Origin of the sequence: Pseudomonas sp. NPDC077649, assembly GCF_044542855.1 — a bacterium.
GTDB lineage: Bacteria > Pseudomonadota > Gammaproteobacteria > Pseudomonadales > Pseudomonadaceae > Aquipseudomonas.
Window position 1 is genome coordinate 148131 of the sequence record NZ_JBITVF010000005.1, and the last position, 20290, is coordinate 168420.

The following is a 20290-nucleotide window of genomic DNA, read 5'->3' on the forward strand; positions in this document are numbered from 1 at the left end:
GCTCCTGCCGCGGATGCCCCTCAGCCGTCGCGACGCGAGCGACAGATCAGTGACAGGCCCGGCTCCGGCGGGTTCCGAATTTCGCCGAGGAGCCTGGTGCGGGCGCGGTTGAGAGCGGGCGCTGTCTTTTGTGCGTGCGGCCGGGTAAGGTGGCCGCCGATGGTTCCGGCCCCAGGGTCGGATGAAAAGGGAACAGGGTGCGGCGCCGCGTCGCCAATGCCCTGGCTGCCCCCGCAACTGTAAGCGGCGAACGACGCCCATATGCCACTGGCCCACAGGCCGGGAAGGCGGGCGAAGTGTCGAGCCGCGAGCCAGGAGACCTGCCATCGCCGTCGGGCGCTTGCGCCCATCCCCTCCATCCGGATCGTCGCGCGGTGGGCGCGACCAAGGAACCCTTATGCATATCGAACCCGGCGTCGTCGAAGGCGCCAAGATCCTGCTCAGCTACGCCACTGCCGTCACCGGCCTCGGCCTGACCGCCAAACTGGCCCGCGATGCCATCCGCGACAACGGCGGGGTGGTCGCCCTGGCGCTACGCAGCCTGTTGACCACCGCCCTGGTGTTCTGCTTCTTCGAGGTCCTGCCGCGTCATCCGGTGGGCGTCTCGGAGGTCCACCTGATCCTCGGCTCGACCCTGCTGCTGCTGTTCGGCGCCGGCGCCGCGGCCATCGGTCTGGCCGCCGGCCTGCTGTTGCAAGGGCTGCTGTTCGCCCAGTTCGACCTGCCGCAGTACGGCATGAACGTCACCACCCTGCTGCTGCCGCTGTGGGGCATCCAGCTGCTGGCCAAGCGCATCGTCGCGCCGGGCACCGCCTACGTGGATCTCTCCTACAAGCAGGCGCTGGCGCTGTCGACCGCCTACCAGGGCGGCATCGTCGCCTGGGTGGCGTTCTGGGCCTTCTACGGTCAGGGCTTCGCCGGCGACAACCTGGCGGCGGTGGGCAGCTTCGGCCTGGCCTACATGAGCGTGATCCTGATCGAGCCGCTGATCGATCTGGGCGTGCTGGCCGCGGCCAAGGCGCTGGCGCGTTTCAGCCAGGGCCCGCTGTTCAACGTGCGCCTGCATCAGGCCGCCTGACCCGCAACGCTACTGGCGGCGCTGCCAGATCATCTTGCCGGTATTGCTCTCGGTGACCAGGTACGGGTCGCTGAAGCGATAGTAAGCGGCGGGCTGGTAGTCGGCGGCGCCGTCCAGGCGCACCAGCAGCACGCCGTTGTCGCTGCGCCAGCGGCCGCGGTACTGCAGTTCGCCCGGGCTGTTGAAACTCCAGTCGCTGCCGCCGCCGGCCGCCAGGCTCCATTGTGCGACGCTGCCGTCGGCGCCCAGCTGCAGGGTCAACAGGGTGGCGAAGGCGGCGAAGCTGGCGCCGCCGCTGTTGATCTGCTGCTCGTGGATCCAGGTGCCGATCAGCGCCGGGTCCAGGCGTTGCGCCGCGACTGGCGCGCCGGCCGGCGCGCCACGCTGGAACAGCGCCTGGCGCTCCAGCACCTGGCCGTTGCGCGGGTCGCGCGCGGCGATGCTGACGTTGAGCATGGCGTTGGCGTAGGTGGCGTTCATATTGGCGATTACCAGCCCGGACTGCGGGTCGCTGATTTCGGCGCGCAGCAGCTGGCCGTCGTAATGACCCTTGAGGTTCAGGCGCAGACGCTGGTTTTCCACATACTGCCCTTCCACCGTCTGACCCTGGCTGTTCAGGATCAGTTCGGCCGGCTGGCCGTCGAGGTTGGCGTGGTAGTGGCCATCCAGCTCGTCGGCGAGCAGGACGGGAGCGAGCAGGGGCAGCAGGAGCAGGCTGAGCAGGCGTGGCATGGGGCGACCCTCGGGCAGGCGCTATGCGGCTAAGCCTAGTCGCTTGACCGCGGGGCCGCCCCAGGCTTGCAGACTGTCCCGGTCGCCTACTCTGGAGCACCGCCATGAACCGTCGCCAAGCCTTCCACCACGAACTGCAACTGGCCCGCCGTCTGCGCCGCCTGGGCGATGCCGCGGGCGAGCTGCGCCATCTGGAGCGTGCCCATATCCTCGGCCAGCGGAGTTTTCTCCAGCACGGCCTGAGCCACTGGCTGATGCTGCTGTGGGCCTGGCGCCGGCGCGACTGGGCCGAGCTGGTCGCGCAGCTGCTGCGTCTGCCGGGCAGCCTGGGGTCGCTGCTGGGCCTCTACCCGCTGGGCAATCCCGGTACGCGCCGGGTCGGGCCGCTGACGCCGCAGCCCTTGCCGGAGGATCTTGCTCGCCTGCTGCGCTGAGCGCTATGCCTGGCGCCGCCGGAACAGGCAAGATAGGGGCATTCGATCAACCAGGAAGGTGCGCCGTGAAACCCTGTGCCGATGAATTCGTCGTTGCCTTTACCCCGGAAGAGGCGGTCGACCGCCTCGCCGCCCTCCACCAGCAGGCCACCGGTGCCCTCAGTCGGGCGCTGAAACGCTACCTCAAGGAGCGCATCAAGCCCGACGCCGGCGAGCATTGTCTGTTCCGCTATCCCGAGCTGCGCCTGACCTACCTGTGCCAGGGCGAGGTGCCGACCACCGTGCGCGCCTACGCCAAGGTGCAGGTGCCGGGTACCTACAGCGTCACCGTGACCCAGCCGGCGGCCTTTCGCAAATACCTGCTGGAGCAGCTGCGGCCGCTGATGCACGACTTCACCCTGCGCGTGGAAGTCGGCATGAGCCAGCAGAACATTCCCTATCCCTACGTGGTGGAGCAGGGCGACGAGCTGGCCGGCAGCGGGGTGACCGCCGCCGAGCTGGCGCGGGTGTTCCCCAGCACCGACCTGTCCGCCGCCACCGACGGCACCGCCGACGGCCTGTACGACTGGGAGAACACCGACCCGCTGCCGCTGGCGCTGTTCGACGCAGCCCGGGTGGATTTCTCCCTGCGCCGCCTGGTGCACTACACCGGCAGCGACTGGCGCCACGTGCAGCCGTGGATTCTGCTGACCAACTACCACCGCTATGTCGACCAGTTCATCCGCCATGGTCTGGACATGCTGGTAGGCGACTCGCGTTTCACCCGCCTAGTGCTGCCGGGCAACGTGGTGGTCGAGCGCGGCATGGCTGAAGGCGAGATGCAGGCGATCATCGAGAACGTCATCTGGCACCGCTACCAGATGCCGGCCTATCACCTGCAGGCCGATGACGGCCACGGCATCACCCTGGTCAATATCGGCGTCGGCCCGTCCAACGCCAAGAACATCACCGACCACCTGGCCGTGCTGCGTCCGCACTGCTGGCTGATGATCGGCCACTGCGGCGGCCTGCGTCAGTCGCAGACCATCGGCGACTACGTGCTGGCCCACGCCTATATGCGCCGCGACGGCATCCTCGACCGCGTGCTGCCGCCGCATATCCCGCTGCCGGCGCTGGCCGAGGTGCAGCAGGCGCTGCAGGAGGCGGCCAAGCTGGTCACCGGCGAGCAGGGCGACGAGCTGAAGAAACGCCTGCGCACCGGCACAGTGCTGACCTACGACGACCGCAACTGGGAGCTGCGCTGGGCCCAGGAGCGGCCACTGATCAACCTGTCCAGAGCCGTCGCCGTGGATATGGAAAGCGGCACCATCGCGGCGCAGGGTTACCGCCTGCGGGTGCCCTACGGCACGCTGCTGTGCGTGTCGGACAAGCCGCTGCACAGCGAGATCAAGCTGCCCGGCGCGGCCGGCGCCTTCTACGAGCGCGCCGTGACCCAGCACCTGCGCATCGGCATCGCCGCGCTTGAGCTGATGCGCAGCCAGCTCGACTCGCTGCACTCGCGCAAGCTGCGCAGCTTCGACGAGCCGCCGTTTCGCTGATCAGGCGGCTGCGACCTCGTCGCGCAGCAGTTCGGCCAGCGCCAGGCGGTCGATATTGGCACCGCTGAGTACCACCGCCACGCGCTGGCCGGCGTTGCATTCGCGCTCCTGCATCAAGGCGGCCAGGGCGGCGGCACCGGCGCCTTCGGCGAGGTTGTGGGTGTCCTCGTGGTAGACGCGGATCGCGGCGCGGATGGCCTCGTCGTCGACCCGCACGATGCGCGCGGCGCCGGCGCGGATCATGTCCAGCGCCAACTGCTGCGGCTGGCGGCAGGCCATGCCGTCGGCCAGGGTGTCGGCGCGCTCGGTCTGCACCAGGCGGCCCTGCTCGAAACTCTGCGCGTAGGCGTCGGCGCCGCTGGCGACCACGCCGATTATCTCGGTGTCGAGGCCGAGCAGGTCGCGGGTGCGGATCATGCCGCAGATGCCCGAGCCGAGGCCGATGGGCACATAGACCCGGCGCAGGTTCGGCAGCGCTTCCAGCAGCTCCAGCGCGTAGGTAGCCACGCCGCGCACCAGATCCTCGTGCAGTGACGGTACCCAGTGCAGGCCGTCGCGTGCGGCCAGGCGCGCGGCTTCGGCGCGCGCCTCGTCGAAGTCGCGGCCATGTTCGATCACCTCGGCGCCGAGGGCGCGCATCGCCGCGTTCTTCTCGCGCGCGTTGCCGTGCGGCACCAGAATGCGGATCGCCAGGCCGGCCTGGCGCGCAGCCAGCGCCAGGCTCTGGCCGTGGTTGCCGCGGGTGGCGGTGACCAGCCCACGCACCTGCGGCTCGCGGCGCAGCAGGGCGTCGATATAGACCAGCCCGCCGCGCACCTTGAAGGCCGCGGTGGGCGCGTGGTTCTCGTGCTTGACCCAGACCTCGCAGCCCAGGCGCTGGGCCAGCAGCGGCCAGGCCAGTTGCGGTGTCGGCGCCATATGACGGTGAACCAGTTGCGCGCTCTGGCGCAGTTGGGCGAGGTCGAACATGACGGGCACTCCGAGTGGCGTTGACCCGGATGCTAGTGCGGCGCATTGTATGGGTAAATCTTTATATTGCATGGCAAGCAATGTGGCTTCCTGACCTCAGCGACAGCGCCTTACCCACCTACCTGGCCCTGGTCGAGGCCATCGCCACGGCCATCGGCCGCGGCGAGCTCAAGCCTGGCGAGCGCCTGCCGCCGCAGCGCCGCCTGGCCTGGACGCTGGGCATCAACCCGAGCACGGTGATGCTCGCCTACCGCGAGGCGGCGCGCCGGCACCTGGTCTCCGGCGAGGTTGGCCGCGGTACTTACGTACTGGCCGGCAGTCGCGAGGCGAGTCTGTTCCGCCTCAAGCAGCCGGCCGCGCAGGGCGTGCTGATCGACCTGTCGACCAACGTGCCGGTGCACGATCCGGACAACCGCGACCTGTCCGTCAGCCTTGCCGCGCTGGCTGCACGTGGCGAGCTGGACGCGCTGCAGGCCTACCCCTCGGCGGCGTTGGTCGAGCGCGCGCACCTGGCCGGCGCCACCTGGTTGCGCCGCCGTGGCCTGGAACTGGCGCCGAACGGCCTGCTGCTCTGCGCGGGTGCCCAGCAGGGCGTCTCAGCCGCCTTGTTGGCGCTGTGCGAGGCGGGTGAAGCGATCCTGGTGGAGCGCCACACCGCGCCGGGGATCAAGGCCGCCGCGCGCCAGTTGCGCCTGCCGCTGCACGGGGTGGCGATGGACGAGCGCGGCATCCTGCCCGACGACTTCGACCGCCAGGCCCGCGCCACCGGCGCTCGCGTGGCGGTGCTCACCCCCTGCCTGCAGAACCCCACCGGCGCCAGCCTGGACGCCGAGCGCCGCGCCGCCATCGCCGAGGTGGCGCGGCGTCGCGGCCTGTGGATCATCGAGGACGACGTCTACGGCGTGCTCGGCAGCGAGGCGCCGCTGGCGGTGCAGCTTGCCGAGCGCTGCCTGCTGATCAGCAGCCTGTCCAAGAGCGTCGCGCCGGGTCTGCGCCTGGGCTTTATCGCGGGGGCGCCGGAGCAGCTCGAGCGCATCGACCGCGAGGCCCAGGCCACGCGCTGGGCGGTGGCGCCGCTGAGCCTGGCGCTGGCCTGCGAGTGGATCGAAAGCGGCGTCGCCGAACGGCGCCTGGCCTGGCAGGTCGAGGAGCTGCTGCAGCGCTGGCGCCTGGCCGCGCGCGTGCTCGGGCCGCGCATGCCGCAGGGCAGGGCGGTGGCGCCGCACCTGTGGCTGGATGGCGCGCCGCCTGCCGGCCTGGCCGAGGCCTGTCGGCAGCATGGCGTGGAGGTGGTGCCGGCCGAGGTGTTCGCGGTCGAGGCCAACCCGGGACACGCGGTGCGCGTCAGCCTCGCCGCCGCGGCCAGCCGCGCCGAGCTCAAGCGCGCCCTGGAGGGCATCGTGGCGGCCTGGCCGCTCGCCTGAGCCTCAGCGGCTGGCGTCCAGCACCACGCGGTAGCGTGCCTTGCCGCTGCGCAGGTGGTCGATGGCCGCGTTCACCTGGCTCATGGGGAAGTGCTCGACCTGCGGCAGGATCTGGTGGCGGGCGCAGAATTCGAGCATGGTCGCCATGCTCGCTGGCGAGCCTACCGGCGAGCCGGACAGGCTCTTCTGTTGCGGGATCAGGTTGAACACGTGCACCGGGATGGCGCTGGGCACTATGCCGACGAAGTGCAGGCGGCCCTTGCCGCGCAGGGTGCCGAGCAGGGCAACCCAGTCGAGGTCGGCGCTGGCGGTGACCAGGAGGAAATCCAGGCTGCCGGCAATCGCCTTCATCGCCGCGCTGTCGGTGGAGGCCACCACCCTGTGCGCGCCCAGGCGCTTGGCTTCGTCCTGCTTGCTCAGCGAGGAGGTGAAGGCGGTCACCTCGCAACCCCAGGCATTGAGAAAACGCAGCGCCAGGTGGCCGAGGCCGCCGATGCCGACCACGCCGACGCGGTCGGTGGGTTTGACGTCGAACTCCAGCAGCGGGCTGAACACCGTGGAGCCGGCGCAGAACAGCGGGCCGACCAGCGCCGGGTCGAGGCCTTCGGGCAGCGGCACGGCCCAGGCCCAGTGCGAGCGCAGGCGGTCGGCGAAACCGCCGTGGCTGCCGACTATGGTCGGTTTCACCGAGCGGCACAGCTGGTGCGAGCCTTCCATGCACGAGCCGCAGTGCATGCAGCTGCCCTTGTACCAGCCGATGCCGATCCGCTGGCCCAGCGCGAGGCCGCGCGCCTGTTCGCCGAGGCGGACGATGGTGCCGACCACTTCATGGCCGGGGATAAAGGGATAGCGCGCATTGCCCCATTCGTTGTCGATCATCGACTGGTCGGAGTGGCAGATGCCGCAGTATTCCACCGCCACTTCCACCTCCTCGGCGCCCAGCGGGCCGGGGTCGTAGCTGTGGCGCTCGAGCGGGGCGCCCGGGGCGGTGGCGGCCCAGCCGCTGAAGGTGGCGAGTTCGGCGCTGCTGCTCATGACTGACTCCTGTAGCGAGGGGACGGAATCAGCAGCTTAGTCGCCGCGCTACGGCGGGGAAGCACCATCAGCGCCGCTTATCGTGAGTTACACTGCGCGCCCCAGTTCCACCGAAGCCCGCCGCATGTCCCGCCCTCGTCCTCCCGCCAGTCGCCGTCCCGCCGCCCCGCGCCGGGTGGCCAAGGCGCCGCCCGCGCAGCCTCGGCTGATCCTGCTGAACAAGCCGTTCGATGTGCTGACCCAGTTCAACGACGAGCAGGGCCGCGCCACGCTCAAGGATTTCGTTGAGGTGCCCGGCGTCTACCCGGCCGGGCGCCTGGACCGCGACAGCGAGGGCCTGCTGCTGCTGACCAACGACGGCCGCCTGCAGGCGCGCATTGCCGATCCGAAACACAAGCTGGCGAAGACCTACTGGGTGCAGGTGGAGGGCGAGCCGAACGAGGCGCAGCTGCAGCAGTTGCGCGACGGCGTGACGCTTAACGACGGCCCGACCCTGCCGGCCCAGGCGCGCCTGTTGGACGAGCCGCAGCTGTGGGACAGAAATCCGCCGGTGCGCTTTCGCAAGAGCGTGCCGACCGCCTGGCTGGAACTGGTGATCCGCGAGGGCCGCAACCGCCAGGTACGGCGCATGACCGCCGCGGTCGGCCTGCCCACCCTGCGCCTGGTGCGCGTGGCCATCGGCCCCTGGTGCCTGGATGGCCTGCAGCCGGGGCAATGGCGCGAGGTGCCGGCGCGGCTTTCGTAGGCTGGATATGGCGAAGCCCTGTCCACCTCTGCCCATCCCATGGCGGACAAGCCTCCGGCATGTCCGCCATACACGCTGGCCCTCAGTAGCCCGCCTTGATCACCGCGATGCCCTTGTTCAGCACCTCGCGCCAGGCCTGGCGAATATCCGCATCGCACGCCTTGTCGTGCGCGCTGATGCTCAGCAGCAGCGCGTCGAGCCACAGGTCGTAGAGTTCGGGGCGGATGTCCAGGCGCTGGCGCGAGTGCGATTCGCCGAGGGCGCGCAGCTTGGTATCGGGCAGGCCGCGGGCGTGCATTACCAGGTTGAGGATGCCCTGGCGCAGCAGCTGCTTCTGCCCGCTCATGTCGGTGTTGGCGAATTTCTCGCGGATCAGCGGTGAGCTGGCGAGGAAATGGCGGTAGAAATCGTCGAAGAAAGCGGGGCTGGCGCAGCAGCGTCCATAGCTCTGCATCACCAGGTTGGCGGCGCTCATGTGAACTCCTTGTCAGTGGCGGCGCGCTTGCGCCTGGCTCGTCCGTGCCGTGGTCGGCCTCAGCCGTGAATGCCGCGGGCGGTCTCGATGATGTAGGTGATGATCGGCTTGGCGAGGAAGGCGAACAGGCACAGGCCCAGGCCGAGGAACAGGATGGCGGTACCCAGGCGGCCGGCCTTGGACTTCTTCGCCAGGTCCCAGATGATGAAGAACATGAACAGCATCAGCCCGCCGACCAGCACGTACATCATCAGGGCTTCGAATTGTTCGGTTTCCATGGGGCCTCGTGGTTCGGACGGCAAACGCGGGGCGCAGATTATACGCGCCCCGATTCGCCCTGCGGCATTTCCGCGCTGGGCCTGCGACCTTCAGTCGCGCAGGTGCTGCAGCGGCAGCTGGGTGCTGGAGAGGATCTGCTGCAGGACGAAGCTGGAGCGCACGCTGGAGACGCCGTCGATGCGGGTCAGGGTGCCGAGCAGCAGCTTCTGGTAGTGATCCATGTCCGGCACTACCACCTTGAGCTGGTAGTCGGCGTCCATCCCGGTGACCAGGCAGCATTCGAGCACCTCCGGGCACTTGCGGATCTGCTCCTGGAAATGCTCGAAACGCTCCGGGGTGTGGCGATCCATGCCGATCAGCACGTAGGCGGTCAGGCTCAGGCCGAGCTTCTTGCGATCGAGCAGGGCGACCTGGCCGAGGATGTAGCCGTCGTCCTCCAGCTGCTTGACCCGCCGCGAGCAGGGCGAGGGCGACAGGCCGATGCGTTCGGCCAGCTCCTGGTTGGACAGGCCGGCGTCGCGCTGCAATTCGGCGAGAATGTTGAGGTCGTAGCGGTCGAGTTTGTCCACTTTTGGCTCGCTATCTGATTAGATTGCTTTTAATCATGCACGCTTAGTTAAAAATTGCGCAAGTTACGGCTTTGTGAGCAATGTTCGCAATCTTTCTTCGGCGCTGCGGGCGTAAGCTTTCTCTCAGTTTCACGGCCCGGACGACAAGTCCCACCGGCCTCGCCCAACCAGGCGAGCCGGCGCCGGCGATCCCACCGGATCGCACCGGCACCCGGGTCCGCACTGCCCAACCAGGCGGGCGACGAAAGCGGCGACAACACCGCCAGCACCGGACAGATTCCCCGAGGGGGCCGCAAGGCCCCTTTTTTATTGGTCGCGTAGACGGCGAGTCGGGTTCGTAGGGTACGCCGCGCACCAGCCGCTCATCGGCTCTGGCCGCGAGCGGCAGCCTCAGCGCTCGACCACTTCCGGCGGATCGGCGTGCACCAGCACCTCGGCGCGCGGGAATTCGCTGCGGATCGCCGCCTCCACCGCCACGCAGTGGGCGTGGGCTTGGGACAGGCTGATCTCGCCGGGCAGTTCCAGGTGCAGCTGGACGAACCAGCGGGTGCCGGAGATGCGCGTGCGCAGGTCGTGCGCGCCGAGCACGCCGGGCACGGCGCAGGTCAGCTGGTGCATGCGTGCGCTGATCTCCGGCGGCAGTTCCTGGTCCATCAGCACCGCCACCGCCTCGCGGACGATGCTGACGGCGCTCCAGAAGATGTAGCAGGCGATGCCGACGGCGAACAGCGCATCGCCCTGCTGCCAGCCGAGACTGGCCAGCAGCAGGGCCAGCAGGATGCTGCCGTTGAGCAGGATGTCCGAGCGGTAGTGCAGCGAGTCGGCGTGGATCGCGGTGGAGCCGGTCTCGCGCACCACGTGGCGCTGGAACAGCAGCAGGGCGACGGTCAGCGCCAGCGACAGCAGCATCACCGCGATGCCCAGGCCCTCGGCCGCCAGCGGCTGCGGCGCGAGCAGGCGCTGTACGCCCTGAATCCCCACCAGCACGGCGCTGATGCCGATGAACAGCGACTGGCCGAGGCCGGCCAGGGCTTCGGCCTTGCCGTGGCCGTAGCGGTGATCCTCATCGGCCGGCTGCAGGGCGAAGTGCACCGCCACCAGGTTGATCAGCGAGGCGGCGCTATCGAGCAGCGAGTCGGTGAGGCCGGCCAGCAGGCTGACCGAACCGCTCAGCCACCAGGCGATCGCCTTGGCCAGCACCAGACTCAGCGCCACCGCCAGCGCCGCGGCGGTGGCCAGGCGCATCAGCCGGGCATGCTGGCGCTGGATCTGCATGAGTGGCTCAGGCCGCCGGGCGCAGGCCGAAGGCGGCCAGTTGCTGGGCGCTGCCGCTGTGGTGGATCAGGCGCGGGTCGTCCAGCGGCAGCTGGTGACCGGTGCTGCGCTCGATCAGCGCCTTGAGGCCGGCCTGGTCGAGCTTGCCCTCGGCATCCACCAGTTGCTTGAGCTGCTGCGGGTCGAGCTGGGCGGTCTGGCCGCCGGGCAGGTAGATGGCGCCGGTGGCGAAGTCGATGGCGAAGGCGATCAGCCCGGGAATGACGAAGAACAGGATGCCGATGGCATCCATGGCGGCGACCGCCGGGTCGATCTTGCCTTCGATCTGGCCGCGGCGGTCCGGGTAGAACAGGGTGCCGCAGGCGGTCAGCTGGGTGAACAGGGCGACGGCGAGAACGCCGGCGATAACGCGGGATTGCGTGCGCATCGAGCACCTCCAGGGAGAAAAGTGGCGCAACTATAGCAAGGCGGTGATTGCAAAACTGCTGTCCGATCTCTCTGACCCGCGAGCCTGTTGGCAGTTCGCCGCTATAATCGCCGGCCTGCCGTGGAGAGCCCATGAACGCCCTGCCCATCGATGCCCTGCTGCCGGCCCTGCGCGAGGCCCTGGCCGCCCGTGACGAAGCCGTACTGGAAGCGCCGCCCGGCGCCGGCAAGACCACCCGCGTGCCGCTGGCGCTGCTGGACCAGGCCTGGCTGGCGGGCCAGTCGATCCTCATGCTCGAACCGCGGCGCCTGGCCGCCCGCGCCGCCGCCGAGCGCCTGGCCAGCGAACTGGGCGAGCGGGTCGGCGAGACCGTCGGCTACCGCATCCGCCTGGACAGCAGGATCGGGCCGAACACCCGTATCGAGGTGGTCACCGAGGGCATCCTCGCCCGCCGCCTGCAGGACGATCCGGCGCTGGACGGCGTTGGCCTGGTGATCTTCGACGAGTTCCACGAGCGCAGCCTGGACGCCGACCTGGCCCTGGCGCTGTGCCTCAATGGCCGCGCCATGTTTCGCGGCGCGGACAGCGGCGCGCCGCCGCTCAAGCTGCTGCTGATGTCCGCCACCCTGGAAGGGCAGCGCCTGGCGGCGTTGCTCGGCGAGGCGCCGGTGCTGCGCAGCGAGGGCCGCATGTTCCCGGTGGACATCCGCTGGGGGGCGCCATCGCCGCCGGGCGAGTGGATCGAGCCGCGGGTGGTGCAAACCGTGCTGCAGGCGCTGGCCGACGAGCCGGGCAGCCTGCTGGTGTTCCTCCCCGGCCAGGCCGAGATCCGCCGCGTTGCCGAGCAGTTGGGCGAGGCCCTGGCCGGGCAGGGCGACATCCGGCTCTGCCCGCTGCACGGCGAGCTGGATCTGTCCGCCCAGCGCGCCGCCATCGAGCCGGCGCCGCCCGGCGCGCGCAAGGTGGTGCTGGCCACCAACATCGCCGAGACCAGCCTGACCATCGACGGCGTGCGCGTGGTGGTCGACGCCGGCCTGGCGCGGGTGCCGCGTTTCGATCCGGCCAGCGGCATGACCCGCCTCGATACCCAGCGCATCTCGCGCGCCTCGGCCACTCAGCGCGCCGGGCGGGCCGGGCGCCTGCAGCCGGGCGCCTGCTACCGGCTGTGGTCGGAGCACCAGCACGAACAGCTCAGCGCCTATTCCGCGGCGGAGATTCTTCAGGCGGATCTGGCCGGGCTGGCCCTGCAGCTGCTGCGTTGGGGCGTGACGCCGCAGGAGCTGAGCTGGCTCGACGCACCGCCGCCGGCCGCCTACGCCCAGGCGCTGGAGCTGCTCGGCCGCCTCGGCGCGCTGGATGCGCGCGGCGCGCTCAACGCCCACGGCCAGGCCATGGCCGAGCTGCCGGCGCATCCGCGTCTCGCCCACCTGTTGCTGCGCGGCCAGGCGCTGGGCCTCGGCGCGCTGGCCTGCGACCTGGCGGCGCTGTTGTCCGAGCGCGATATCCTCCGCGGCGGCGGCGCCGATCTGCACAGTCGTCTGGCCCTGCTCAGTGGCGACAGCCGTGCCGGGCGCTCGGCCCTGGGCGGCGTGCAGCGCGCCCGGCAACTGGCGCGGCAGTTCCAGGGCCTGCTCAAGGGCCGGCCAGTGACCCAGGCGGTCAGCGAGCCCGAACACCCGCGCTGGCTCGGCTGCCTGCTGGCCTTCGCCTACCCCGATCGCATCGCCCAGCAGCGCCGCGCTGGTGGCGCCGACTATCGCCTGGCCAACGGCCGCGCCGCGCAGTTCGCCGAGGCGGACGCGCTGATGAAGCACGAATGGCTGGTGGTAGCCGATCTAGGCAGTCGCCAGGGCCAGCGCGAGGAGCGCATCTATCTCGCCGCCGACCTCGACCCGGCGTTGTTCGAGTGCGAGCTGGCCGAGCAGGTCGAGACGCTGGATGTGCTCGACTGGGACGAGCGCGAAGGCGTGCTGCGCGCCGAGCGTCAGCGCAAGGTCGGCGAGCTGGTGCTGCAGCGCCAGGCGCTGGCCGCGCTGGACGAGGAGGCGCGCTGCCGGGCGCTGGTCGGCCTGGTGCGGCGCAAGGGCCTGGAGCTGCTGCCCTGGACGCCGGAGCTGCGCCAATGGCAGGCGCGGGTGGCGCTGCTGCGCGAACTGGATATGCGGCAGCAGGGGCAGAGCGAATGGCCGGACCTGTCCGACGCCGCGCTGCTGGCCAGCCTCGAGCAGTGGCTGACGCCTTACTTGAGCAAGGTCAATCGTCTCAGCCACTTCGCCAGCCTCGACCTGCCTTCGATCCTGCCGACCCTGCTGCCCTGGCCGCTGCCGCAGCGTCTCGACGAGCTGGCGCCGCGGGCGCTGACGGTGCCGTCCGGCTCGCGCATCGCCATCGACTACAGGGAACAGCCGCCGGTGCTGGCCGTGCGCCTGCAGGAACTGTTCGGCCTGGCCGCCACCCCGCGCATCGCCGGCGGCCGCCTGGGGCTCAAGCTGCACCTGCTGTCGCCGGCGCGGCGGCCGGTGCAGGTGACCCAGGACCTGGCCAGCTTCTGGGCCAATACCTACCTGGAGGTGAAGAAGGATCTGAAGGGCAGGTATCCCAAGCATTACTGGCCGGACGACCCGCTGATCGCCGAACCCACCGCGCGGGCCAAGCCGCGCAAGTGAACCCGCGGCGGCCGGGGACTGTCCCAGCCGCTGTCTTCTGTCTGCGGAGTTGCCATGCTGACCCTCGATATCGGCCCATTGGCCCTGGCCACCGACCATCTGCTGTTGCTCGGCAGCCTGCTGCTGGCGACCCTGGCGGGTTGGTGGAGTGGCCGGCGCCAGGGCTGCAACCCGGAGCGGCAGCTGTTTCGCCTGTTGCTGCTGGGGCTGCTGGTGGCCCGGCTGGCCTTCGTGCTGGTCTACGCCGAGTTCTACCGTGCGGCGCCGTGGCGGGTGCTGGATATCCGCGACGGCGGCTTTCTCGCCTGGCCGGGGCTGCTCGCCGCGCTGACCCTGGGCGCCTGGTACCTTTGGCGCGACGCGCGTCTGCGTCGGCCGCTGGCGACGGCCATGGCGCTGGGCCTGGCCTGCTGGCTGGGCGGCAGCGCGGTGCTGCAGGCCCTGCAGCAGGGCACCCGGCTACCCGATCTGGCCCTGCAGGATTTGCAGGGGCGTGCGGTCAATCTGCAGGATTTCGCCGGCAAGCCGCTGGTGGTCAACCTCTGGGCTAGCTGGTGCCCGCCCTGTCGGCGCGAGATGCCGGTGCTGGCCGCCGCGCAGCGCGACGAGCCGGGGATGACCTTTCTGTTCGTCAATCAGGGCGAGTCCGCCGCGCAGGTTGCGGCCTTCCTGGGCAAGGAGGCGCCAGGGCTGGGCAACGTGCTGCTCGACGCCGGCAATCGCCTGGGCGAGCAGGTCGGCTCGCGCGCCTTGCCCAGCACGCTGTTCTACGCCGCTGATGGGCGTCAGCTGGGCAGCCATCTCGGCGAACTGTCCGCGGCCAGCCTGGCCCATGCGCTGACGCTGCTCCGAGACGGCGAGAGCCCCGAGCCGCGCTGACACGGCTCAAGGCAACTGCAGGTCTTCGCCGGCGGCGCGCAGTTCCTCGTAGGCGCGGTCGAGGGCATCGCGCAACGCCTCGGCGCCGGGGACATGGCGCGAGACGATCAGCTTCAGCGGCAGGCGCTGCAGCTGGACGAAGGGCAGCTCGCCCATGCCCAGGCGCCGGCGCGCCTGCTCCACCGGGGTCTGGTAGTCCAGCAGGTAGTCGCCGCGGCGGCGCTGCAGCATCTCCAGGGCGGCGGTGTGGCTGGCGGTGCGGTGTTCAACTATGCCCAGCGCCGGGTCGGCGAGCCACTGGTTGACCTCCTGCCAGTAGCTGTAGCCGCTGATCAGGATCACCCCGCTGTCCTTGAGATCGTCGGGCAGGCGCGGCAGCGGCGTGTCGCGGCGGAAATACAGGTTGAGGGTGATCTCGCCGAGGCGGTGGCGGGCCTCCAGGGTGTGCCCGGCCAGCTCCGCCTTGCCCGGGGCGCCGGGCCACAACTGCACGCTGCCGTCGCGCAGGCCGCTGTAAAGGCGCGCACCGGGGTAGGAGCGGAAATGCGCCTGGTAGCCGGCGTGGCGCAGCAGGCGTGCGCTGAGTTCGAGGATGGCGCCGCTGGGGCGGCCCTGGGCGTCGGTGTAGGAGTAGGGCGGGAATTCGTAATAGCCGACGCTGACCTGGCGCAGCGCGTCGATCTCGGCCGTGGCGGCAAGGCTCGGCAGCCACAGCAGGGCGGCGAGCAGAAGGCAGCAGCATCTTGGCATCTGGGAGTACGCGGCTCGGCGCCGTCTTGTCGTTATAAAAGTGTCACGCGACCAGCATGGCCAACCGCGGTGGCGCTTGTCCAGCCCCTGTCCTTCGCAGATTAGTCGAGGCTGGGCAGAAAGAAGCGGCCGATCAGCGGCAGATGATCGGAGATGTGCAGCGTGTCGTGCTGGCGCACCGTGCTGCTCAGCGGAGTCAGCCGCGGGCTGTGCAGCAGGTAGTCGAGGGTGCGGTCAGGGCCGTTGGCGGCCGGGTCGTTGGGGTAGTGGGTGTACCAGCGCGCCTGCTCGCCGCCAGCCGCCTGATCCAGGCTGGGGATCAGCGGGTAGCGCGCGGCCAGCTCCTGCAGGCGGTTGTCGCTGGCGTAGCGGCCGCGCTCAGCGTCCGACAACTGGCCGGGCGGCAGCAGGTCGAAGTCGCCGCCGAGCACCCAGGGCGTGCCCGCGGCCTGCAGCTGGCGCAGCAGGCCGTCGGTCATGCTCAGCTGGCGCGCCTGGGTGTCGTCGCCCTGGGCGAAGGCATCGAAATGGCCGTTGAGCGTCACCAGCTCGCCGCCGCCGCGGATCGGCAGATGGCTGACCAGCAGCGCGGGCTTGGGCTGCAACGGGCGCGTCAGCGGGTTGCCGGGCCGCTGCGGCAGTTGCAGGCGCTCGGCGCGGGCGATCCGGAAGCGGCTGAGGGTGGCCAGCTTCATGCCGACGCTGCCGAGGATGCGCGGGTGCGGGACGAAGCCGGCCTGCCAGTAGAAGGCCTGGCTGGCGCAGGGGTAGAGGTCGGCCAGGCGCGCTTGCAGCAGGGCCAGTTGATCCTGATGGTCGCTGGCCCGGGCGCCGTCGTGCAGCTCCTGCAGCAGGACGACATCCGGCTGCTCGTCGCGCAGCACCCGCACCACCTCGTCGAGGGTGCTGGCCAGATCCGCGGCGCTGGGCCGGTCGTCGGGGCCGTCGCCGCCGGGCAGGTCGTACCAGAACACATGACCCTTGCCGGCCAGGTACTGCAGGTTCCAGGTCATCACCTTGAGCGCCTGTCCCGGCTGCAGCTGCGCTACCTGGCTGCTGCAGGCCAGCGGCGCCGGCTCGCGCGGCGCCGGGCGCCAGCTCAGCGCATGGACCAGGGCAAGGGACAGGCCGAGCAGCGCCACCAGGGCGAGCAGCAGGCGAAACGGGCGGGGCAGGGACATGGCGACGCGGGCGGCTATGCTGGAAGGAGGCGAGGATACCCGACTGCGGCCCATCGGCCCAGGCGTGGCGCCGTCCTGCCGGGAGGGTGCGATGAACGAGCCGCTGATTGCCCAGCGCGGCCCCTATGCGGTCGAGGTTCAGGCCGGGCAGGATTACTTCTGGTGCCGTTGCGGGCGCAGTGCCAGCCAGCCGTTCTGCGACGGCAGCCACAAGGGCAGTGGACTGACGCCGCTGAAGTACCATGCCGAGCAGACCGACATCCTGTTTTTCTGTGGCTGCAAGCACACGGCCACGCCGCCCTGTTGCGATGGCAGCCATAACAGGTTGTAGTGTCGGCCAGGTTTGGCTCGTGGGGGGCAGTGCATGTATCGCAAGGTATTCGCCAACAAGGTGTTCGACCGCAAGGTGGTGCTGATCACCGGCGGTTGCGCCGGCATCGGCCGCGCCCTGGCCGTGCGCATGGCCCAGGCCGGCGCGCGCCTGGTGATTTTCGATCTGCAGCAGGCGGCGCTCGACAGCCTGGTGCAGCACCTGGCCGATCACCACAACGCCGAGGCCCTCGGCCTGCTCTGCGACGTCGCCGACGCCGCCGCGGTGCAGCGCGCGGTGGCCCTGGCCATCGAGCGTTTCGGCGGCATCGACGTGCTGGTCAACAACGCCGGCATCACCCACCGCAGCACCTTCGCCGACACCAGCCTGGAGGTGTTCCAGCGGGTCATGGCGGTCAACTACTTCGGCGCGCTGCATTGCACCCAGGCGGCGCTGCCCAGCCTGATCGCCCGCGGTGGGCAGATCATCGTGCTCAGTTCGCTGTCGGGCATCGCCCCGCTGCTCTACCGCAGCGCCTACAACGCCAGCAAGCACGCCCTGCACGGCCTGTTCGAGACCCTGCGCTACGAGCTCAAGGGTTCGGGGGTCAACGTCATGCTGGTGTGTCCCGGCTTCACCGCCACCGACCTGCGCAAGAACGCCCTGGTCGGCGACGGTTCGGTGGCCGCCCAGCCGCCGCTGGCGATGGGCAAGGTGGCCTCGCCGCAGGACGTCGCCGAGGCCATCTACCACGGCGCCCTGAGGCGCCGGCGCCTGCTGGTGCTGTCCAACGTCGACTGGCGCGCGCGGGTGCTGGCGCGCTTCTTCCCGCGACTGTTCGAGCGGGTGCTGCTGCCGCGGCTGTCCGGGCTCAAACCGCAGGGTTCGGGGCGGGGCTGATGCGTTTCTGCTGGCGCCGCTGTGCCGGGCCGAGAACGCGCCGCTGCGAGTGATGACCGACCTGTGGCCGCCGTTTCGCATGCAGGGCGCAAGCGGCGAGCTGCAGGGCCTGGATATCGACCTGCTGGCGGAGCTGTCGCGCCGCACCGCGCTGCGCTACCAGCCGGTGGCGGCGCGCCAGTAACGGGCGGCGCCCCGGCTAGTGGTTATGCGGCTCGCCGTAGAGCTGCTGAACCAGGTCCATGTCCCAGTAGGCGGCCTCGATCTTGTGCCCGTCGAGATCGCGCACGAAGCAGCCGTAATAGGGTTCGCCATACTCCGGGCGCGGCCCCGGCTGACCCTCGTCGCGGGCGCCGGCGGCCAGTGCGGCCTGGTGGAAGGCGTGCACCGCGGCCTTGTCCGGGGCGACGAAACCGAAATGGCTGCCGTTGCCGAGGGTCGCCGGCTGGCCGTCGATCGGCGTCTGCACCCAGAACTCCGGGTACTCGCGGCCGAAGGCCACGGCGCCGGGGTGACGCATGATTTCCTTGCAGCCGAGGGTGGCCAGCACCTTGGCGTAGAAGTCGCAGGCCGCCTCGAAACGGTTGGTGCCGATGGATACGTGGGACAGGATGCTGGGGTTGGCGTCGCTCATGACGGGGCTCCTTGGTTGGCGAGACGGCCAAGCCTAGTCGCTGTTTTGCCGTTGCGCCTGCTGCCGGTCGAGCAGCATGAACAGGCGGAACAGCACCACCAGGGCGAACAGCTGGAGGAAGCCGCTGGCCGTCTGCTGCAGCACCCACAGCAGGCTGTCGTCGCGGCTCGGCAGGGTCCACCAGTCGAGCAGCCAGAGCGGCACCAGCACGCCGGCCAGGCAGCTGAACACCTCCCAGAAGCGCCCAGTGGTCAACTCGAAGCTGCCCCGCAGGGCGCTCATCGGCGGCTCTCCGCGCAGCACCAGAAGCAGCTCGGCGAAGGCCAGCTTGACCATGATCCAGATGCCCGGCAGCACCAGCAGCGACAGCCCGAGCAGGATCGCCAGGGTGCTCAGCCCGGCCAGCAGGGCGAACCCCGGCCACAGGCGCAGGGCGGCGGCGAACAGCTCGTTGCCGGTCGCTGCGCGGCCGTTGCTGCGGGCGTCGAGGAAGAGGATCAGCTGCGCGGCGTAGAGCGGATAGAAGAGTACGCCGAGGAGGATGCCGTAGGCCGGGTTGGCGCCTTCGCCGAGCTGAGCCGCCAGCAGCGCCTGGGCGATGGCCTCGGCCAGCAGCAGCGGCAGGCACAGGCGGGCTATGGCCGCCAGGTTGTGGCTGAAGAAGAACCAGGCATCGCGCAGGATCGGCAGTGGATTCATCGGCAGAACTCGGCAAAGACGAAGACCCGCACTGTAGCAGAGGCGCCGCGCGCTCCGCGCTGATGGCAATGCTCTGGCATACTGGCAGGGCTTTCCGCCCGCCGACCGAGGATGCCCGGTGAAGAAGATCGCCGTATTCGCCGACGTACAGAACCTCTACTACACGGTGCGCCAGGCCCATGGCTGCCATTTCGACTACGCCGCCTTCTGGGCCGACGTCAGCCGCCAGGGGCAGATCGTCGAGGCCTACGCCTACGCCATCGAGCGCGGCGACGCCAAGCAGCAGCAGTTCCAGCAGATCCTGCGCAAGCTCGGCTTCACCGTGAAGCTCAAACCCTATATCCAGCGCAGCGACGGCTCGGCCAAGGGCGACTGGGACGTCGGCATCTGCATCGATGTGCTCGACGCCGCCGAGCGGGTCGACGTGGTGGTGCTGGCCTCCGGCGACGGCGATTTCGACCTGCTGCTCGAGCGCGTGCGCCAGCGCGGCACCGAGGCGATCGCCTACGGCGTGCCGGGGCTGACCGCGCAATCGCTGATCCGCGCCGCCAGCCGTTACGTGCCCATCGAGGGCAGCCTGCTGCTCAAGAGTCATTGAGGACATTCGTGGAATCCATCGCCGTCATCGACTTCGAAACCACCGGCGTGTCGCCGGACCAGGCCCGTGCCACCGAGATCGGCGTGGCCATCATCGAGGGCGGGCAGATCGTCGCCCGCTACCAGAGCCTGATGAACAGCGGCGCCTGGGTGCCGCCCTTTATCGAGCAGCTCACCGGCATCAGCAACGCCATGCTGCGCGCGGCGCCGCCGTCCGACCAGGTGATGGCCGAGGTGGCCGACTTTATCGGCGAGCGGCCGCTGCTGGCGCACAACGCCGCCTTCGACCAGAAATTCTGGGACGCCGAACTGGCGCGCATCCGCCGTCGCCGGCGACAGCCGTTCGCCTGCTCGCTGCTGCTGTCGCGGCGCCTGCTGCCGGAGGCGCCGAGCCACAAGCTGGGCAACCTCAACCGCTGGGCCGGGCTGCCGGACACTGGCCGCGCCCACCGCGCCCTGGCCGATGCCGAGATGGCGGCCAACCTGACCCTGCACCTGTTCGACCTGTTGCGCCGCCGTCACGGCCGGCACCAGGCCGATCACGCATTGCTCTGCCAGTTGCAGAAGCTGTCGGCGGCCAAGGTGCGCGCGCTGCTGGCCGCCGGCTAGCGAGTCGTGGCCCGGATGGCTTTGCGGCCAACCTCCCCGGATTGCATCCGGGCCAGGTGAATAGCAGCTTCGCCCCTGCCATGGG

Annotated in this window: 24 protein-coding genes and 1 riboswitch; of the genes, 12 read left to right on the plus strand and 12 right to left on the minus strand. The window is 70.0% G+C overall.

The window, feature by feature from the left end; all coding sequences use genetic code 11:
• The first annotated feature begins 143 nt into the window (after nucleotides 1-143).
• A riboswitch (cobalamin riboswitch) is annotated at nucleotides 144-343 on the plus strand.
• Nucleotides 344-397: 54 nt separating this feature from the next.
• On the plus strand, nucleotides 398-1078 hold the full coding sequence (locus ACIGFL_RS16545; protein ID WP_397497889.1) for an energy-coupling factor ABC transporter permease: 681 nt from the start codon (nucleotides 398-400) through the stop codon (nucleotides 1076-1078).
• 9 nt (nucleotides 1079-1087) lie between these two features.
• Here ACIGFL_RS16545 and ACIGFL_RS16550 read toward each other — a convergent pair whose 3' ends face one another.
• The gene (locus ACIGFL_RS16550) at nucleotides 1088-1810 is read right to left on the minus strand and encodes a hypothetical protein (protein ID WP_397497890.1); all 723 of its coding nucleotides are present in this window, start codon (nucleotides 1808-1810) and stop codon (nucleotides 1088-1090) included.
• A 104-nt stretch (nucleotides 1811-1914) separates the two neighbouring features.
• Here ACIGFL_RS16550 and ACIGFL_RS16555 point away from each other — a divergent pair, with 104 nt between their 5' ends.
• Nucleotides 1915-2244, plus strand: a complete 330-nt coding sequence (locus tag ACIGFL_RS16555) for a DUF3703 domain-containing protein (protein WP_397497891.1) — start codon at nucleotides 1915-1917, stop codon at nucleotides 2242-2244.
• Nucleotides 2245-2309: 65 nt separating this feature from the next.
• A complete protein-coding gene (amn, locus tag ACIGFL_RS16560; protein WP_021443513.1) occupies nucleotides 2310-3782 on the plus strand; it encodes an AMP nucleosidase in 1473 nt (490 codons plus the stop codon).
• On the opposite strand, the gene ACIGFL_RS16565 is transcribed toward amn, so the two are convergent.
• Entirely contained in the window at nucleotides 3783-4751 is a 969-nt protein-coding gene (locus tag ACIGFL_RS16565; protein ID WP_397497892.1) for a threonine dehydratase, read from the minus strand.
• Between the two features lie 80 nt (nucleotides 4752-4831).
• On the opposite strand from ACIGFL_RS16565, the gene ACIGFL_RS16570 reads away from it, so the two are divergent.
• Complete coding sequence (locus ACIGFL_RS16570) at nucleotides 4832-6175, plus strand: PLP-dependent aminotransferase family protein (RefSeq protein ID WP_397497893.1); 1344 nt, start codon at nucleotides 4832-4834, stop codon at nucleotides 6173-6175.
• A 3-nt stretch (nucleotides 6176-6178) separates the two neighbouring features.
• On the opposite strand, the gene ACIGFL_RS16575 is transcribed toward ACIGFL_RS16570, so the two are convergent.
• On the minus strand, nucleotides 6179-7210 hold the full coding sequence (locus ACIGFL_RS16575; RefSeq protein ID WP_397497894.1) for an NAD(P)-dependent alcohol dehydrogenase: 1032 nt from the start codon (nucleotides 7208-7210) through the stop codon (nucleotides 6179-6181).
• Nucleotides 7211-7385: 175 nt separating this feature from the next.
• On the opposite strand from ACIGFL_RS16575, the gene ACIGFL_RS16580 reads away from it, so the two are divergent.
• A complete protein-coding gene (locus ACIGFL_RS16580; RefSeq protein ID WP_397498001.1) occupies nucleotides 7386-7955 on the plus strand; it encodes a pseudouridine synthase in 570 nt (189 codons plus the stop codon).
• 82 nt (nucleotides 7956-8037) lie between these two features.
• On the opposite strand, the gene ACIGFL_RS16585 is transcribed toward ACIGFL_RS16580, so the two are convergent.
• From ACIGFL_RS16585 to ACIGFL_RS16605, 5 genes are all read right to left on the minus strand, one after another.
• Nucleotides 8038-8430 carry a globin gene (locus tag ACIGFL_RS16585; RefSeq protein WP_397497895.1) on the minus strand — a complete coding sequence of 131 codons (393 nt, stop codon included), beginning with the start codon at nucleotides 8428-8430 and terminating at the stop codon, nucleotides 8038-8040.
• 59 nt (nucleotides 8431-8489) lie between these two features.
• Entirely contained in the window at nucleotides 8490-8708 is a 219-nt protein-coding gene (locus tag ACIGFL_RS16590) for a DUF2788 domain-containing protein (RefSeq protein ID WP_003240295.1), read from the minus strand.
• Nucleotides 8709-8798: 90 nt separating this feature from the next.
• Nucleotides 8799-9278 (minus strand): Lrp/AsnC family transcriptional regulator, encoded by a 480-nt coding sequence (locus ACIGFL_RS16595; protein WP_021443909.1) that lies wholly within the window; start codon nucleotides 9276-9278, stop codon nucleotides 8799-8801.
• A gap of 390 nt (nucleotides 9279-9668) precedes the next feature.
• A complete protein-coding gene (locus tag ACIGFL_RS16600; RefSeq protein WP_397497896.1) occupies nucleotides 9669-10553 on the minus strand; it encodes a cation diffusion facilitator family transporter in 885 nt (294 codons plus the stop codon).
• A gap of 7 nt (nucleotides 10554-10560) precedes the next feature.
• Nucleotides 10561-10980 (minus strand): polyribonucleotide nucleotidyltransferase, encoded by a 420-nt coding sequence (locus ACIGFL_RS16605; protein ID WP_397497897.1) that lies wholly within the window; start codon nucleotides 10978-10980, stop codon nucleotides 10561-10563.
• Between the two features lie 131 nt (nucleotides 10981-11111).
• Here ACIGFL_RS16605 and hrpB point away from each other — a divergent pair, with 131 nt between their 5' ends.
• Nucleotides 11112-13646, plus strand: a complete 2535-nt coding sequence (gene hrpB / locus ACIGFL_RS16610) for an ATP-dependent helicase HrpB (RefSeq protein ID WP_397497898.1) — start codon at nucleotides 11112-11114, stop codon at nucleotides 13644-13646.
• 54 nt (nucleotides 13647-13700) lie between these two features.
• A complete protein-coding gene (locus ACIGFL_RS16615; protein ID WP_397497899.1) occupies nucleotides 13701-14525 on the plus strand; it encodes a TlpA family protein disulfide reductase in 825 nt (274 codons plus the stop codon).
• Between the two features lie 6 nt (nucleotides 14526-14531).
• On the opposite strand, the gene ACIGFL_RS16620 is transcribed toward ACIGFL_RS16615, so the two are convergent.
• Nucleotides 14532-15275, minus strand: coding sequence for a substrate-binding periplasmic protein (locus tag ACIGFL_RS16620; protein WP_397497900.1), 744 nt, complete (start codon nucleotides 15273-15275; stop codon nucleotides 14532-14534).
• Between the two features lie 101 nt (nucleotides 15276-15376).
• Nucleotides 15377-16456 (minus strand): endonuclease/exonuclease/phosphatase family protein, encoded by a 1080-nt coding sequence (locus ACIGFL_RS16625; protein ID WP_397497901.1) that lies wholly within the window; start codon nucleotides 16454-16456, stop codon nucleotides 15377-15379.
• A gap of 91 nt (nucleotides 16457-16547) precedes the next feature.
• On the opposite strand from ACIGFL_RS16625, the gene ACIGFL_RS16630 reads away from it, so the two are divergent.
• Genes ACIGFL_RS16630 through ACIGFL_RS16640 form a run of 3 tightly spaced genes read left to right on the plus strand, consistent with a single transcriptional unit; the run spans nucleotide 16548 to nucleotide 17850 of the window.
• A complete protein-coding gene (locus ACIGFL_RS16630) occupies nucleotides 16548-16787 on the plus strand; it encodes a CDGSH iron-sulfur domain-containing protein (RefSeq protein WP_397497902.1) in 240 nt (79 codons plus the stop codon).
• 33 nt (nucleotides 16788-16820) lie between these two features.
• Nucleotides 16821-17666 carry an SDR family oxidoreductase gene (locus ACIGFL_RS16635; protein WP_122108990.1) on the plus strand — a complete coding sequence of 282 codons (846 nt, stop codon included), beginning with the start codon at nucleotides 16821-16823 and terminating at the stop codon, nucleotides 17664-17666.
• Nucleotides 17667-17718: 52 nt separating this feature from the next.
• A complete protein-coding gene (locus tag ACIGFL_RS16640) occupies nucleotides 17719-17850 on the plus strand; it encodes a hypothetical protein (RefSeq protein WP_371921469.1) in 132 nt (43 codons plus the stop codon).
• Nucleotides 17851-17865: 15 nt separating this feature from the next.
• On the opposite strand, the gene ACIGFL_RS16645 is transcribed toward ACIGFL_RS16640, so the two are convergent.
• Nucleotides 17866-18300 carry a VOC family protein gene (locus ACIGFL_RS16645; protein WP_021443900.1) on the minus strand — a complete coding sequence of 145 codons (435 nt, stop codon included), beginning with the start codon at nucleotides 18298-18300 and terminating at the stop codon, nucleotides 17866-17868.
• Nucleotides 18301-18333: 33 nt separating this feature from the next.
• Nucleotides 18334-18999, minus strand: coding sequence for a YciC family protein (locus ACIGFL_RS16650; RefSeq protein WP_397497903.1), 666 nt, complete (start codon nucleotides 18997-18999; stop codon nucleotides 18334-18336).
• A gap of 118 nt (nucleotides 19000-19117) precedes the next feature.
• Between ACIGFL_RS16650 and ACIGFL_RS16655 the strand changes: the two genes are divergently transcribed.
• Together ACIGFL_RS16655 and ACIGFL_RS16660 are read left to right on the plus strand one after the other, a co-directional pair.
• Nucleotides 19118-19597: an NYN domain-containing protein gene (locus ACIGFL_RS16655; RefSeq protein ID WP_021443898.1), complete on the plus strand. Its 480-nt coding sequence runs from the start codon at nucleotides 19118-19120 to the stop codon at nucleotides 19595-19597.
• A gap of 8 nt (nucleotides 19598-19605) precedes the next feature.
• A complete protein-coding gene (locus ACIGFL_RS16660; RefSeq protein ID WP_397497904.1) occupies nucleotides 19606-20205 on the plus strand; it encodes a PolC-type DNA polymerase III in 600 nt (199 codons plus the stop codon).
• Nucleotides 20206-20290 lie beyond the last annotated feature (85 nt).

Coding starts and splice junctions, on each gene's coding strand:
- ACIGFL_RS16645 (WP_021443900.1), bottom strand. CDS start 18,300: ATGAGCGACGCCAACCCCAGCATCCTGTCCCACGTATCCATCGGCACC.
- ACIGFL_RS16605 (WP_397497897.1), bottom strand. CDS start 10,980: ATGCGCACGCAATCCCGCGTTATCGCCGGCGTTCTCGCCGTCGCCCTG.
- hrpB (WP_397497898.1), top strand. CDS start 11,112: ATGAACGCCCTGCCCATCGATGCCCTGCTGCCGGCCCTGCGCGAGGCC.
- ACIGFL_RS16575 (WP_397497894.1), bottom strand. CDS start 7,210: ATGAGCAGCAGCGCCGAACTCGCCACCTTCAGCGGCTGGGCCGCCACC.
- ACIGFL_RS16640 (WP_371921469.1), top strand. CDS start 17,719: ATGACCGACCTGTGGCCGCCGTTTCGCATGCAGGGCGCAAGCGGCGAG.
- ACIGFL_RS16600 (WP_397497896.1), bottom strand. CDS start 10,553: ATGCAGATCCAGCGCCAGCATGCCCGGCTGATGCGCCTGGCCACCGCC.
- ACIGFL_RS16590 (WP_003240295.1), bottom strand. CDS start 8,708: ATGGAAACCGAACAATTCGAAGCCCTGATGATGTACGTGCTGGTCGGC.
- ACIGFL_RS16625 (WP_397497901.1), bottom strand. CDS start 16,456: ATGTCCCTGCCCCGCCCGTTTCGCCTGCTGCTCGCCCTGGTGGCGCTG.
- ACIGFL_RS16565 (WP_397497892.1), bottom strand. CDS start 4,751: ATGTTCGACCTCGCCCAACTGCGCCAGAGCGCGCAACTGGTTCACCGT.
- ACIGFL_RS16620 (WP_397497900.1), bottom strand. CDS start 15,275: ATGCCAAGATGCTGCTGCCTTCTGCTCGCCGCCCTGCTGTGGCTGCCG.
- ACIGFL_RS16615 (WP_397497899.1), top strand. CDS start 13,701: ATGCTGACCCTCGATATCGGCCCATTGGCCCTGGCCACCGACCATCTG.
- ACIGFL_RS16555 (WP_397497891.1), top strand. CDS start 1,915: ATGAACCGTCGCCAAGCCTTCCACCACGAACTGCAACTGGCCCGCCGT.
- ACIGFL_RS16550 (WP_397497890.1), bottom strand. CDS start 1,810: ATGCCACGCCTGCTCAGCCTGCTCCTGCTGCCCCTGCTCGCTCCCGTC.
- ACIGFL_RS16630 (WP_397497902.1), top strand. CDS start 16,548: ATGAACGAGCCGCTGATTGCCCAGCGCGGCCCCTATGCGGTCGAGGTT.
- ACIGFL_RS16545 (WP_397497889.1), top strand. CDS start 398: ATGCATATCGAACCCGGCGTCGTCGAAGGCGCCAAGATCCTGCTCAGC.
- ACIGFL_RS16585 (WP_397497895.1), bottom strand. CDS start 8,430: ATGAGCGCCGCCAACCTGGTGATGCAGAGCTATGGACGCTGCTGCGCC.
- ACIGFL_RS16650 (WP_397497903.1), bottom strand. CDS start 18,999: ATGAATCCACTGCCGATCCTGCGCGATGCCTGGTTCTTCTTCAGCCAC.
- ACIGFL_RS16635 (WP_122108990.1), top strand. CDS start 16,821: ATGTATCGCAAGGTATTCGCCAACAAGGTGTTCGACCGCAAGGTGGTG.
- ACIGFL_RS16570 (WP_397497893.1), top strand. CDS start 4,832: ATGTGGCTTCCTGACCTCAGCGACAGCGCCTTACCCACCTACCTGGCC.